Source organism: Serinicoccus hydrothermalis (genome assembly GCF_001685415.1).
Taxonomy (GTDB): domain Bacteria; phylum Actinomycetota; class Actinomycetes; order Actinomycetales; family Dermatophilaceae; genus Ornithinicoccus; species Ornithinicoccus hydrothermalis.
The window spans coordinates 1,987,307-2,001,580 of sequence record NZ_CP014989.1 but is presented as its reverse complement, the minus strand read 5'-3'; the positions used below and the strand labels follow the sequence as shown (position 1 = coordinate 2,001,580).

Sequence of the window (14,274 nt, the reverse complement as noted above, 5' to 3'; positions counted from 1 at the left end):
GGCTCTCCTGCCTCCTCGGGTATGCCTGCGCTTACCCTCTCAGAGCGATGTCGGGGCCGCCTGGATACGGGCGTGGCACGATCAGCCCATGCACCCTGCCGACAGCCACGACGTCATCCGGGTGCGCGGCGCCCGGGTCAACAACCTCCGGGACGTCGACGTCGACATCCCCAAGCGGCGGATGACGGTCTTCTCCGGGGTCTCCGGCTCGGGCAAGTCGAGCCTGGTCTTCGGGACGGTCGCGGCCGAGAGCCAGCGGCTCATCAACGAGACCTACTCCGCCTTCCTCCAGTCGTTCATGCCGGTCACGAGCCGACCCGAGGTCGAGGAGCTGGACGGGCTGTCCGCGGCCATCGTCGTCGACCAGGAGCGGCTCGGTGCCAACGCGCGCTCCACCGTGGGCACCGCCACCGACACGTATGCCCTGCTCCGGATCCTCTTCAGCCGGCTCTCCGAGCCGCACGTCGGGCCGAGCTCGGCCTTCTCCTTCAACCAGGCCTCGGCCAGCGGCAGCGGTCGGGTGGTCGTGGACAAGGACGGCAAGGCGCCGCACGGCGAGGTCGCGACCTTCGAGTTCATCGGCGGCATGTGCCCGGCCTGCGAGGGGCTGGGCCACCAGGCGGCGATCGACGAGGACGTCGTCGTCGACCGGTCCCTCTCGCTCAACGAGGGGGCGATCCTCGTGCCCGGGTACGGCGTGGGCACCTGGGGCTGGAAGATGTACGGCGACGAGGGCGCCGCCGCCGACGGCAAGCTGGACATGGACAAGAAGCTCGGCGACTACTCCGCGCGCGAGTGGCACTGGCTGATGCACCAGGAGCCGACCAAGGTGAAGTTCGCCGGCATCAACCTCACCTACGAGGGCCTGGTCGTGCGCATCCGGCGCACCCTCTTCGGCGACAAGGAGCCGAGGCAGAAGCACATGATCGAGTTCAAGGAGCGGGTCGCGACGACCGGCCCGTGCCGGGAGTGCGGTGGCACCCGGCTCAACGAGGCCGCCCGCACCGCGACGGTGGCGGGCACGACCATCTCCGAGTGCACCGCGATGCAGGTGAGCGACCTGGCCGAGTGGGTGCGCGGCATACCGGACACCTCGGTCGCGCCCCTGGTGAGCAACCTGGCGGCCATGCTCGACTCGTTCACCGAGATCGGGCTGGGCTACCTCTCGCTCGACCGGGAGGCCGGAACCCTCTCCGGCGGCGAGGCGCAGCGGGTCAAGATGATCCGCCAGCTCGGCAGCGCCCTCACCGACGTGACCTACGTCTTCGACGAGCCGACGGTGGGCCTGCACCCGCACGACGTCCGCCGCATGATCGCGCTGCTGGAGTCGCTGCGCGACAAGGGCAACACGATCCTCGTCGTGGAGCACAAGCCGGAGGTCATCGAGGCCGCCGACCACGTCATCGACATCGGCCCGGGCGCCGGCAACGACGGCGGCACGGTGACCTATGAGGGCGACGTGGCGGGGCTGCGCGCCTCGGGCACGACGACCGGCCACTACCTCGACCACCGTATGCCGGTGCGCGAGGACCTTCGTGAGCCCACCGGGGTGCTGCAGATCCGCGGTGCCTCGACGCACAACCTCAAGGACGTGGACGTGGACCTCCCGACCGGGGTGCTCGTCGCCGTCACCGGCGTCGCGGGGTCGGGCAAGAGCTCGCTGGTGCACGGCTCGCTGGGCGGGCGCGAGGACGTGCTGGTGGTCGACCAGTCCGCGATCCGTGGCTCGCGCCGCTCCAACCCGGCGACCTACTCCGGGCTGCTCGACCCGATCCGGACGGCCTTCGCGAAGGAGAACGGCGTCAAGGCCGCGCTCTTCTCCCCCAACTCCGAGGGCGCCTGCCCCTCGTGCAACGGCCAGGGCGTCATCTATCCCGAGCAGGGGATGCTCGTCGGCGGGCCGTCGCGGTGCGAGACCTGCGGGGGACGTCGCTTCCGGGAGGACGTGCTCGAGCACACCCTGCACGGCCTGAACATCGCCGAGGTCTTCGACCTCTCCGTCGCGCAGGCGGCGGAGGTCTTCACCTCCGGGAAGGCGCAGGGCATCCTCGCGCGGCTGGTCGACGTCGGGCTGGGCTACCTACGGCTCGGGCAGCCCCTCACCACGCTCTCCGGCGGGGAGCGGCAGCGGCTCAAGCTCGCCTCCCAGCTCGGCGGCCGGGGCACGACGATCGTCCTGGACGAGCCGACCGCCGGGCTGCACCTGGCGGACACCGAGCGGCTGGTGACCATGCTGCACACCCTGGTCGAGCAGGGGCACAGCCTCGTCGTCATCGAGCACAACCTCGCCGTCGTCGCGAACGCCGACCGCGTCGTCGACATCGGGCCGGGTGCCGGGCACGACGGGGGAGAGGTCGTCTTCGAAGGAACCCCCGCCGAGATGGTCGCGCACGGCGCCACGCTCACCGCGGAGCACCTGCGCGAGTGGGTGGGCGCGGGGGCGTGATCTCATCCTCCCGGCGGAGCGATGTCCTGCTCCGGGTGGAGGCGCGCCGCGTCGGATGACGGCAGGGTGGCAGGCATCGGTTCGACACATCGATTCCTGGAGGGGTCCACCATGCACCGACGCACCACGACCATCGCCCTCACCGTCGCGCTGGCGGGCATACCCGTCGCGGCCACCGCCGCACCCGCCCCGGGTGCGGACGTCGACGAGCTCGCCACGGCGGCGGAGCGTGACGAGGAGCTGCGGCAGGACGTCCGTGAGGCGGCCGCCACGGCGCAGGCGCAGGCCGCCGAGATGCGGCGCTCGACGACCGGTGACCTCCCCGGCACCGCGCGGGTCCCGTGGAGCCCGCGGCCCGCGCTCGAGTCGGGCATCGACACCCTCGTCGCCGACGGCGCCATCGGGGTCACCGCACGGGTGGAGACCCCGACGCTGCGCTGGACCGGGTCCGCGGGTGAACGGGGCCTCGACGGGGCCGCGCCGGCGCTCGACCGCAGCCCGCTGCGGGTCGCCAGCAACACCAAGACGATGATCGCCACCCTGGTGATGCAGGAGGTCGAGGCCGGGACCTGGACCCTCGACACCCCGGTCGACGACGTCATCCCCGGGCTGTTCCCGGACCACCCGGACGTCACCGTCCGGCACCTGCTCAGCCACACCTCGGGTATGCCGCTGGGCACCTACGAGCTCATCACGCCCTACGTCGAGGACCCGGAGGACTGGGACGACTTCGTGAGCGCGATCAGCCGCGACTACGCCGACCAGGAGCACATCGACGCCGTCAACGCGGTGCCGTGGGCGACCCAGCCGGGCGAGGCCTACAGCTACTCCAACGCCGGCTACGTCGCCCTCGGCATGCTGCTGGAGGAGGCCACCGGGACCGACGTGGGGACGTTGGTCACCGAGCGGATCCGGCGCCCGGCGGGGATGGGGCAGAGCCGCTATCCGGACGAGCCGGGGCTGCAGGGTGCCGCGCTGCACGAGGCGATGTTCGTCGACGAGCTCGGCTGGGTCGGGCTGGAGGGCTTCGACCCCGACGTCTTCTCGCACAGCGGGGCGGCGGTCGCGACGGTCGAGGACCTCTCCGACCTCACCACGTCGCTGCTGGGCGGTGACCTGGTCTCGTCGGCGAGCGTGGAGCAGATGATCACCCCGTCCTCGGAGAACCCGATGGGCTACGGGCTGGGCATGTACGCCCTGCCCGACCCGTGCCGGCCGGGCGAGTACCTCTACGGTCACGACGGCGCGACCTTCGGCAGCCTCAGCCTGACCTTTGCCTCGCGCGACGGCTCACGCCAGGTGGCGCTCGGGGTGACCGGTCGCGACCTGACGCTGGACCAGGACGCGCTCTACGACATCAACGACGCGCTCGTGCCGATGCTCCTCGCCACCTGCTGAGGACGGACCGGCCGCACGATTTGCGTCGACCGGCCGCGCGGTTTGCGGGGACCGGCCGCGCGGTATGCGTCGACCGGCCGCACGATATGCGGGGCTCAGGGACGCTCGTCGTCCCAGTCGCCCTCGCGCACCTGCAGCGCGGCCTCCTCGGCCGGTTCACCCGCAGAGTCCTCCGGGCGCGTGGTCGGGACCTCGGCAGGTGCCCCGAGCACGTCCTCGTCGGCCGGGATCGCGTCGGGGTCGTCACCGCCGAGGAGCTCGGTCTCCGGATCCTGGGCGGTGTCCTCGCCACCGATCTCCGGGCGCCCGTAGGAGGTGCCCTCCTCCGGGACCTCCTGGGAGATCCGCTGGTCGATGGTCTCCTCGGCAGCGTCGTCGTCGGCGAACTCCGAGCTCACCGGCCGCCGCTCCGGCGGGCTCCAGGCGACGTCCGCGGTGGCGTCCGGCTCGTCCAGGTTGACCTCGGCCTCCGCCTCCTGCTCCGGGCTGTAGTCGCGGATGCCGCTCTCGTCCTCGTAGGGGTGCTCGCTCATGGGTCTACGGTGCGCCACGCGCCCGGCGCGCGCAAACCGTGCGGCCGGTGGGCGCATACCGTGCGGCCGGTGGGCGCATACCGTGCGGCCGGTGGACGCAGACCGTGCGGCCGGTCCGTAGCATCGCGGGGTGCTGCGCGTCGCCTCGGTCAACATCAACGGGATCCGGGCCGCGTTGCGTCGCGGCTTCGGCGACTGGACGGCGCAGAGGGGCTGCGACGTCGTGACGCTGCAGGAGGTCCGCTGCCGCGTCGACGACCTGCCCGAGGACGCCTTCGGGGGCTACCACCTCGCCTACGACCCGGGCTCGCTCGCCGGGCGCAACGGCGTCGCTGTCCTCACCCGCGAGCGCCCCGCCGGGGTGCGCACCTGGGGGGCGGACGTGCTGCTGCGCGCGCCGGGGGAGGGGCATACCCGCCTCGACGCCCCCGACGACCCCGGCACCCTCGCCCGTGGCCTCTCCCGGTATGCCCGTGAGGGCCGCTACCTCGAGGTGGACCTGGCCGACGCTCCCCTGACGGTGGCCAGCCTGTACCTGCCCAAGGGCGGGCTCCCGGCGGAGCTGCAACGTCCGGACCGGATGCGCGAGGCCCCGGACGGCGGCAGGAAGTATGCCCGCAAGATGCACTTCCTCGACGCCTTCGCCCGGCAGCTCTCCCGCGCCAGGCGGACCGCGCGCGCCCGCGGCCGGGAGTTCCTGCTCACCGGCGACCTCAACCTGGCGCACACCCGGCTCGACGTCGCCGCCTGGCGGCGCAACCAGCAGTCCGAGGGCTTCCTGCCGCAGGAGCGCGCCTGGTTCGACGCCCAGCTCTGCCCGCGCACCCTCGTCGACGTCGTGCGACGGCTCCACCCGGACACCGAGGGTCCCTACACCTGGTGGTCCTGGCTGGGGCAGGCGTATGCCCGCGACGCGGGCTGGCGGATCGACCACCACCTCGCGACCCCGCGGCTGGCCCGCTCCGCGGTGCGCGCCGAGGTGGACCGGGACCACCGCGGGGTGCGGCTCAGCGACCACGCCCCGGTGGTCGTCGACTACGACCTGGGCTGAGCACAATCCTGCCCGCAGCCGGGTCCTTCAGCGGCGCCGGTCGTCGAGGTAGCCGTGCACGAGGGACACCACGGACGCGCCCTCTCCGGTCGCCGAGGCCACGCGCTTCATGCTCCCGGCACGGATGTCCCCGGCGGCGAAGACGCCCGGCACGCTGGTTGCCAGCGGCGCGGGCGGCAGCTCGTCGTCCCACCGCTCCTGCGGCACCTGCCGCCCGGTGAGCACGAAGCCCCGCTCGTCCCGCGCCAGCTCCGCCGGCAGCCAGTCGCAGTGCGGGTCGGCGCCGATGAGCAGGAACAGCCCGCCCACCTCCAGCCTCGTGCGGTGCTCCTTGTCCCGGTGCTCGAACTCGAGCCACTCCAGCCGGTCCTCGCCCCCGCCGTCGACCACCTGCGCCCGGCCGTAGACGGTGATCCGGGGGTTCGCGTCCAGCTCCTTGATGAGGTATGCCGACATCGTCGAGGAGAGGTCGTCGCGCCGCACCACGACGGCCACCGACCGGGCGAACCTGGCCAGGTGCACCGCGGCCTGCCCCGCAGAGTTGCCCCCGCCCACGACGACGACGTCCCGGCCGTCCATCTCCCGTGAGGCCGCCATCGCCGCCCCATAGTGCACGCCCCGGCCGACCAGCTCCTCGAGCGGCTCGATGCCGAGGCGGCGGTACTCCACGCCGGTCGCGATGACGACGGTGCGCGCCCGCACGTCGCCGCCCTCGGTGACCACCCGGTGCGGCTCGCCGTCCCGCCCCGGGACGAGCTCGACGGCCGGCCACCCCGTGTAGAACTGCGTGCCGAAGCGGATCGCCTGCAGGCGCGCCCGCTGGGCCAGGCGCATACCCGAGATGCCGCGCGGGAAGCCGAGGTAGTTGCGGATCATCGAGCTCGTCCCGGCCTGGCCCCCGATGGCCTCGGACTCGAGCACCACCGTGCGCAGTCCCTCGCTCGAGGCGTAGACCGCGGCGGCCAGCCCCGCCGGGCCGGCACCGACGACGGCGACGTCCGCGACCTGGTCGAGCTCGATCTCGTCCGGGCGGCCGTAGAGCCGGGTGGCGACGTCACGGACCGACCGGACCGCCGCGACCTGCCCGTCGTGGGTGGCGACGACCGGCCACCGCGGCTCGTCCTCGCCCAGCCGCGCCAGCACCCGCTCGCCGGTCTCGCTGTCCGGCGTGTGCACCCCCGTCGGCATGCCGACCCGGCCGAGGTAATCCAGCAGCTCGCGGGTGAGCGCGTCCTTCTCCGGGGTGATGATCTGGATCGTCTCCACCTCCGGGGTGGCGACGGTGGCGTTCCAGTCGTTGAGCAGCTCGCCGACGGCGACGTGGAACTCCTCGTCCCGCTTCCCGCGCGGCATGAGCATGAAGGCGTCGATGGCGCCGGTGGCGACGGGCGTGCGCATCTCCGCGGCGCCCTGCCGGAAGTGGTCCCAGTGCGAGACGGCCATCCGGCGCGCGGTCGGCACCAGCTGGCGCAGCGCGGCGAGCACGTGCTCGGTCTCCACCCCCGCGATCGGGTGGTCGACGACGAGCAGCGCGATCGGTATGCCGTCGGCGACCATGGTGGAGATGAGCTGCTTCGCGGCGAGCGGGGTGCTGGTGGGGATGACGGCATACTCCCCGCTGTAGCGCGCGAACTGCGGCAGCAGGGTGTCCAGGTGCGTGCCGGAGAGCACGACGACGGCCGGCGTGTGGGTCACCGCGCGCCAGCCTAGTCAGGTGGCGAGGTGGTGCACGTAGCACCAGCGCCAGCTCTCGCCCGGCTCCGCCGACCGGATGACCGGGTGCCCGGTCTCGTGGAAGTGGGCGGTGGCGTGCTGCCCGGTCGAGCTGTCGCAGCAGGCCACGTTGCCGCACTCGAGGCACTGCCGCAGCGCGACGACCTCGCGGCCCTCCTGCTCGCAGATCTCGCAGCGGGGGTCCTCCGGCGCCGGTCCGACGGGGTAGGCCCGCAGCTCTGGGCACTGCAGGTGGGCGTCGCTGCCGGTGGCCCTGATGTCCTCCCGGGCGCTCGCGGAGGAGTCGATCATGGACTCCTCGAGGTCGAGCATGCCGAGCACCTGCCGGACCACGGGCGAGGGGACCTTGCCCTTGGCGCGGATGTGCAGGATGCGCTCCCGCTCGGTGACGATCATCGCGCGGCGCAGCTCGGCGTAGGCGTCGGACGGCGACTGCCGTCCCTCGGTCGTCGACAGCTGCTCCCAGGCGGCGAAGGTCCGCTGGTCCAGCCGTTGCCGGATCGTCCGCGCGGCGTCGGCGTTGTCCGGCGTCTCGAGCTCCTCCAGCCGTTCCAGCCCTGCGGTCGCGGCCTGCTGCAGCAGGGTGGCGCGGGCCAGGGCGTCGTCGGCCGGGTCGGGCGGGCTCACGCGGAGGGCGCGCGTCAGGGCCGGGAGCGTGAGCCCCTGGACGAGCAGAGTGCCCGCCACCACGGTGAGGGCGACGAGGAGCAGCAGGTCGCGGTAGGGCGCGTCCTCGGGGAGGACGAGCGCCGCCGCGAGGGTGACGACGCCGCGCATACCGGCCCAGCCGATGAGGGTGGTCTCGGCGGCACCCGCCGGCCGGCGCCGGTCGCCGAGCCGGCTCCCGAGCAGCGGCCGGGTGAGGTGCACCCACGCCATGCGCACCACGACGACCGTGAGCAGCACGAGCAGCGGTACCCCCACGATGGTCGCGAGCGACAGGTCGGTGCCGGACAGGTCCTCGACGATCCAGCGCGCCTGGAGCCCGATGAGCAGGAAGACGACGTTCTCCAGCAGGAAGGAGATGGTGCGCCAGGTCGTGGTCTCCACGATCCGCCCCTGAGCGGTCTGCAGGGTGGAGGAGCGGTGGCTGAGCAGCAGGCCGGCGACGACCACGCTGATCACCCCGGAGGCGGAGATCGTCTCGGCCAGCAGGTAGGCGACGAAGGGCGTGACGAAGGAGACCGCCGTGTCCAGCAGCGGGTCCCGCAGCCGCTTCCGCACCCACGCCACGACCTTGTAGACCACGAGCCCCACGAGCACGCCGCCCCCGGCGGCGAGCAGGAAGTCGCCGGCGACGCCGGGCGCGCTGACCCCGCCGGCCAGCGCGGAGATCGAGGTGCGCAGGGCCACGAGGGCGGTGGCGTCGTTGAGCAGCGACTCGCCCTCGAGGACCGAGACCACCCGCCGCGGGAGGCCGATCCGCCGGCCCACCGCGGTCGCCGCCACGGCGTCGGGCGGCGCGACGACCGCGCCGATCGCCAGCGCCATCGGCCAACCGATGTCGGGCAGCAGGGCGCGGACCACGACGGCGACGGCGAGCGCGGTGACGAGCACGGCGGCGACCGAGAGCAGCATGATCGGCCGGATGTTGGCCTTGAGGTCCACCAGGGAGGTCGACAGCGACGCGGTCCACAGCAGCGGCGGCAGCAGCCCGATGAGCACGATCTCCGGCTCCAGGTGGATCTCCGGCACGCCGGGCACGAAGGACAGGGCGATGCCCAGGACGGTGAGCAGCAGCGGGGCCGGGGCGCCGAGGCGCTCGGAGATCGACTCGCCGACGATGACGACGAGGGCGAGCAGCACCAGCACGAGGGCGATGTCCACGGGCCCATTCTCCCCCCTCGCCCGATCCGGCCCCCCTCGCCCGAATTCGACTACTCGTCTGCTCGCCAGGGCGACGGAACCAGAGGTCGAATTCGGGCAGAGGGGGCCGGGGAGAGCCCTCACCCCGGGCTTGACGCTACGGCACTTTCGCGGCATGGCTAGCCTGGGGCCAGCTCACCCCGACCGTGCGAGCCCACGCCGGCCCCCGGCGTGCGCGGCACGACCGTTCCGCTCACCGAGGAGAAGTGATGATCACGCACGACGTGCGCGTCCACCCCAGCGCCGACGAGCTGGCCCGGGAGGACCAGCTCGCCTGGAAGATCGCGGAGGTCGCCGCCGACCCGGTCGCCGTCGAGGCCGAGGTCGCCGACATGGTGATCAACCGGGTCATCGACAACGCCTCGGTCGCGCTCGCCTCGGTCAACCGGCGCCCCGCGGTCGTGGCGCGCGACCAGGCGCTCGCCCACCGGCACACCCCTGCCGACGGCGCGCAGGGTGCGGCGATCTTCGGGGACCCGGAGGCGCGGGTCTCCCCGGAGTGGGCGGCCTGGGCCAACGGCACCGCGGTCCGCGAGCTGGACTACCACGACACCTTCCTCGCCGCGGAGTACTCCCATCCCGGTGACAACATCCCGCCGATCCTGGCGGTCGCCCAGCACGTCGGCGCCGACGGTGCGAGCCTGCTGCGGGCGCTCGCGACCGGATACGAGATCCAGGTCGACCTGGTCCGCGCGATCAGCTTGCACGCGCACAAGATCGACCACGTTGCCCACCTCGGCCCGTCCGCCGCGGCCGGGCTCGGGACCCTGCTCGGGGCGCCGACCGAGGTGACCTACCAGGCGATCGGCCAGGCGCTGCACACGACGACCGCGACCCGGCAGTCGCGCAAGGGCGAGATCTCCAGCTGGAAGGCGTATGCCCCGGCCTACGCCGGCAAGGCCGCGATCGAGGCCTTCGACCGGGCGGTGCGGGGTGAGGGTGCGCCGGCGCCGATCTACGAGGGCGAGGACGGCGTCATCGCCTGGATGCTGGACGGCAAGGACGCGCACTACCAGGTGCCGCTGCCCGGCCCGGGCGAGCCCAAGCGGGCGATCCTGCGGACCTACACCAAGGAGTACTCCGCCGAGTACCAGAGCCAGGCGCTCATCGACCTCGCGGTGCGGCTGCGCGAGCAGGTGCCGGACCTGTCGCAGGTCGAGTCGGTCCTCATCCAGACCAGCCACCACACGCACTACGTCATCGGCACCGGGGCCAACGACCCCCAGAAGATGGACCCCAAGGCCTCCCGCGAGACCCTGGACCACTCGATCATGTACATCTTCGCGGTGGCGCTCGAGGACGGCGACTGGCACCACGTCGACTCCTACACCCCCGAGCGCGCGGGCCGCCCCTCGACCGTCGAGCTGTGGCACAAGATCAGCACCGTGGAGGACCCACGCTGGACCGAGGCCTACCACGCGACCGAGCCGGCCTTCGGCGGCCGGGTCGAGATCACGCTCCAGGACGGCACGGTGGTCGCGGATGAGCTCGCGGTCGCGGACGCGCACCCGGCCGGGGCCCGGCCCTTCGCGCGGGAGCAGTACGTCACCAAGTTCCGCACCCTCGCCGAGGGCGTCGCGAGCCCGGCCGAGCAGGACCGCTTCCTCGAGGTCGTCTCCGGCCTGGCCGACCTCCCGGCCGGACGGCTGCACGAGCTCAACGTCGTCGCCGACGCCCTCACCCTCGAGGTCGGCCCGCAGGGGATCTTCCGGTGAGCGCGGCCGAGGCGAGCGACGGCGTCCTCGCGCCGACCCGGCGCCGTCAGGCGTTCCGCGCCGGGCTCGCGTCCGGGCGGATCCAGCGGTATGTCGGTGCGTTCACGCCGCTGTCCGTGCCCCTCATCGAGCAGGCCGGCTTCGAGGGCGTCTACATCTCCGGCTCGGTCCTCGCGGCCGAGCGCGGGCTGCCCGACATCGGGCTGACGACGGCCAGCGAGGTCATCGGGCGCGGCCAGGAGATCGCGGGTATGACCTCGCTCCCCGCGTTCATCGACGCGGACACCGGTTTCGGCGAGCCGAGCAACGTCGCGCGGACCGTCACCGGCCTGGAGCGCGCCGGGCTGGCCGGGGCCCACCTGGAGGACCAGGTCAACCCCAAGCGCTGCGGCCACCTCGACGGCAAGCAGGTCGTCTCCACCGAGGAGATGCTGCGCCGGGTGCGGGCCGCGGTCGTGGCGCGCACCGACCCCGAGTTCGTCCTCTGCGCCCGCACCGACGCCCGCGCCGTCGAGGGCTTCGACGCGGCGCTGGAGCGGGCGAAGGCCTACGCCGACGCGGGGGCGGACGTCATCTTCCCCGAGGCGCTCAAGGACCTCTCCGAGTTCGAGGCCTTCGCCACGGCGCTCGACGTGCCCATCCTCGCCAACATGACCGAGTTCGGGCAGAGCGAGCTGTTCACGACCGCCCAGCTCGCGGACGCCGGCGTGTCCATGGTGATCTACCCGGTCACCCTGCAGCGCCTGGCGATGGGCGCCATCGAGGCCTCGCTCGCCACGATCGCGCAGGAGGGCACGCAGGCCGAGCTCGTCCCGCAGATGCAGACCCGCGCCCGTCTCTACGAGGTGCTGCGGTATGCCGACTACAGCAGCTTCGACGCCGACATCTTCGACTTCGCCGTCCCCGGCGACCACTGAGGAAGGGATCCACCATGTCCGACACCACCATCCACCGCGGGCTCGCCGGCGTCGTCGTCGACGAGACCTCCGTCTCCAAGGTCGACGCCGAGACCAGCACCCTCATCTACCGCGGCTACCCGGTCCAGGACCTCGCCGCGCAGTGCTCCTTCGAGGAGGTCGCCTGGCTGCTGTGGCACGGTGAGCTGCCGACGCAGGACGAGCTCGCCACCTTCACCGAGACCGAGCGCGGGCTGCGCGCCGTCCCGGACGAGCTGGTCGAGGTCCTGCGCGGGCTGCCCGAGGACTGCCACCCCATGGACTCGGTGCGCACCGCCGTGAGCTGGCTCGGGGCCAACGACCCGCGCTCGGAGTCCGACGACCCGGAGGACACGCTCGCGGTCTCCGTCTCGCTCTTCGCCCAGCTCCCGACGATCGTCGCGATCGAGCAGCGCCGCCGCCGCGGCCAGGAGCCGATCGCGCCGGACCCGGCGCTGGGCTACTCGGAGAACTTCCTGGCCATGACCTTCGGGGAGGCCCCCGACGAGGCCACGGTCACGGCCTTCGAGACGTCGATGACGTTGTATGCCGAGCACTCCTTCAACGCCTCGACCTTCACCGCCCGCGTGGTCACCTCGACCCTCTCCGACGTCTACAGCGCCGTCACCGCGGCGATCGGGGCGCTCAAGGGCCCGCTGCACGGTGGCGCCAACGAGGCGGTCATGCACATGCTCAGCGAGGTCGGCGACGCCGACAACGCCGAGGCGTGGCTGGACACCGCGCTGGCGGAGAAGCGCAAGATCATGGGCTTCGGCCACCGGGTCTACAAGACCGGTGACTCGCGGGTGCCGACGATGGACGCCGCGCTGCGCACCTTCGCGGGCGACGACCACGCCGACCTGCTGGCGACCTACGACCGGCTCAAGGACGCCATGCTCGAGCGCAAGAACATCCACCCCAACCTCGACTACCCGGCCGGTCCGACCTACCACCTCATGGGCTTCGACATCCCGATGTTCACGCCGCTGTTCGTCATGGCCCGGATCACCGGGTGGACGGCGCACATCCGGGAGCAGCAGGGTGCCAACGCCCTCATCCGCCCGCTGAGCGAGTACGTCGGCGCGGAGAAGCGGGAGCTGCCGCAGCGCTGAACCACCGGGGCGGCCACGGGCGTCGCCGAGACATGAATCACCTTTCAGGTTAAGGTCGACGGGCGGGTCGGAGCAGACCCGCGTCGACACCGTCGTCGACCCGACCTGGAGGTTCGTTCATGCGGAGACCACGTTCCGGTATGCCCGCGCTCGCCCTCGGCGGCGTCCTGTCCCTCGCCCTCGCGGTCCCGGTCGTGAGCGCCCTGCCCGCGGCGGAGGCGCTGCCCTGCGACCCGCCCTTCGACACCCTGCCCGGCTGCGAGGGCGGGGGCGGCGGTGGCGGCGGGTCGGACGCCGAGGGGTGGTCGACGGAGACGATCGCCGGCATGTCCGTGCAGCTCTACGTGCCGCAGAGCGCGCCGGCGCTCTCCTCCGGCCGGGCGCTCATGGTCAGCCTGCACGGCTGCGCGCAGACGGCGTCCACGCTGCGCACCGGCGCCAACTGGCAGCAGACCGCGGACGACTACGGCATGGTCGTCGCGCTGCCCGACGCCCCGAACGGCGGGGTGATCTTCGGCTGCTGGGACTACTACGACGGCAACCACTCGCGGACCAACCCGGCGCGGCACGACGACAACCTCCTCGGCCTGGTCGACGAGCTCACCGACCGCGAGGCGCTCGGGCTGGACCCGGACCAGGTCTACCTGTCCGGGCTGTCCTCGGGCGGTGGGGAGACCATGGTCATGGGCTGCCTGGCCCCCGACGTCTTCGCGGGCATCGGCATCAACGCCGGGCCGACGGTCGGCACCACCTCCGGCCAGATCTCGAGCGTCGCCACGAGCAAGGCGGCCGGGACGAACACCTGCACCGGCTTCGCCGGGTCGGGGGCCGACGCCTTCGGCACGCAGCTCACCTCGGTGGTCTACGGGAGCAACGACGCCACGGTGGCACCGGGCTACAACACGCTCAACGGCCAGATCATGGCAGGCATCTACGGCGCCTCGACGGTGTCCACGCAGAGCCTGGAAGGGGTCCCGGGAAGCAGCACGGCCGGGAGCGCGACGATCTACTCCGACGGCGACGGGCCCCGGGTCTCCGTGGTCCAGAACACCGGGCTGGGGCACAACTGGCCGGCGGGCGAGGGGCCGGGCGGCGCCTACATCTCGACGAGCAGCATCGACTACCCGGCCTACCTCACCGACTTCTTCTTCGAGCACAACCGCCGGGTCGAGGCCGGGACCGGACCGACCGACCCCGAGCCCACGGACCCGGAGCCCACGGACCCGGAGCCGACCGATCCGGAGCCGTCCGACCCGGAACCCACGGACCCCGAGCCCACCGACCCGGAGGGCCCGTGGTGCGGCAGCGCCACCAACGCCGAGCACGAGAGCGCGGGACGTGCCGTGAGCTACGGCGTCGACCCCTACAACCCCTTCTACGCGGTCGGCAGCAACGACTACCTCGGCCAGGGGGACGCCACGGTGACCACCCTGGTCGAGACCTCCGACGACGTCTACGACGTGGTGACCGCCTGCCCGTAGCCC

Annotated in this window: 10 protein-coding genes; 7 read left to right on the top strand and 3 right to left on the bottom strand. The window is 72.7% G+C overall.

All coding sequences use genetic code 11. The annotated features are described in order from the left end of the window. The first annotated feature begins 88 nt into the window (after positions 1 to 88). Positions 89 to 2,446: an excinuclease ABC subunit UvrA gene (locus SGUI_RS09210; RefSeq protein ID WP_066639118.1), complete on the top strand. Its 2,358-nt coding sequence runs from the start codon at positions 89 to 91 to the stop codon at positions 2,444 to 2,446. A 111-nt stretch (positions 2,447 to 2,557) separates the two neighbouring features. Further along, complete coding sequence (locus SGUI_RS09205) at positions 2,558 to 3,844, top strand: serine hydrolase domain-containing protein (protein ID WP_066639115.1); 1,287 nt, start codon at positions 2,558 to 2,560, stop codon at positions 3,842 to 3,844. 95 nt (positions 3,845 to 3,939) lie between these two features. Here the strand turns inward: SGUI_RS09205 and SGUI_RS09200 are convergent, their stop codons facing one another. Then, complete coding sequence (locus SGUI_RS09200) at positions 3,940 to 4,377, bottom strand: hypothetical protein (protein ID WP_066639112.1); 438 nt, start codon at positions 4,375 to 4,377, stop codon at positions 3,940 to 3,942. A gap of 130 nt (positions 4,378 to 4,507) precedes the next feature. On the opposite strand from SGUI_RS09200, the gene SGUI_RS09195 reads away from it, so the two are divergent. After that, positions 4,508 to 5,428: an exodeoxyribonuclease III gene (locus SGUI_RS09195; protein WP_066639105.1), complete on the top strand. Its 921-nt coding sequence runs from the start codon at positions 4,508 to 4,510 to the stop codon at positions 5,426 to 5,428. Between the two features lie 27 nt (positions 5,429 to 5,455). On the opposite strand, the gene SGUI_RS09190 is transcribed toward SGUI_RS09195, so the two are convergent. Next, positions 5,456 to 7,123: an NAD(P)/FAD-dependent oxidoreductase gene (locus tag SGUI_RS09190; protein WP_066639102.1), complete on the bottom strand. Its 1,668-nt coding sequence runs from the start codon at positions 7,121 to 7,123 to the stop codon at positions 5,456 to 5,458. Between the two features lie 15 nt (positions 7,124 to 7,138). Beyond that, positions 7,139 to 8,989, bottom strand: a complete 1,851-nt coding sequence (locus SGUI_RS09185) for a Na+/H+ antiporter (RefSeq protein WP_066639098.1) — start codon at positions 8,987 to 8,989, stop codon at positions 7,139 to 7,141. 248 nt (positions 8,990 to 9,237) lie between these two features. On the opposite strand from SGUI_RS09185, the gene SGUI_RS09180 reads away from it, so the two are divergent. The 4 genes from SGUI_RS09180 to SGUI_RS09165 all read left to right on the top strand — a co-directional run bounded on the left by SGUI_RS09180 (position 9,238) and on the right by SGUI_RS09165 (position 14,271). After that, positions 9,238 to 10,743, top strand: coding sequence for an MmgE/PrpD family protein (locus SGUI_RS09180; protein ID WP_066639097.1), 1,506 nt, complete (start codon positions 9,238 to 9,240; stop codon positions 10,741 to 10,743). Beyond that, positions 10,740 to 11,660: a methylisocitrate lyase gene (gene prpB, locus SGUI_RS09175; protein WP_066639095.1), complete on the top strand. Its 921-nt coding sequence runs from the start codon at positions 10,740 to 10,742 to the stop codon at positions 11,658 to 11,660. Before SGUI_RS09180 ends, prpB begins: the two co-directional genes overlap by 4 nt. A gap of 14 nt (positions 11,661 to 11,674) precedes the next feature. Then, a complete protein-coding gene (locus tag SGUI_RS09170) occupies positions 11,675 to 12,790 on the top strand; it encodes a bifunctional 2-methylcitrate synthase/citrate synthase (protein WP_066639093.1) in 1,116 nt (371 codons plus the stop codon). 119 nt (positions 12,791 to 12,909) lie between these two features. After that, positions 12,910 to 14,271: an extracellular catalytic domain type 1 short-chain-length polyhydroxyalkanoate depolymerase gene (locus tag SGUI_RS09165; RefSeq protein WP_237141314.1), complete on the top strand. Its 1,362-nt coding sequence runs from the start codon at positions 12,910 to 12,912 to the stop codon at positions 14,269 to 14,271. Positions 14,272 to 14,274: the final 3 nt, after the last annotated feature.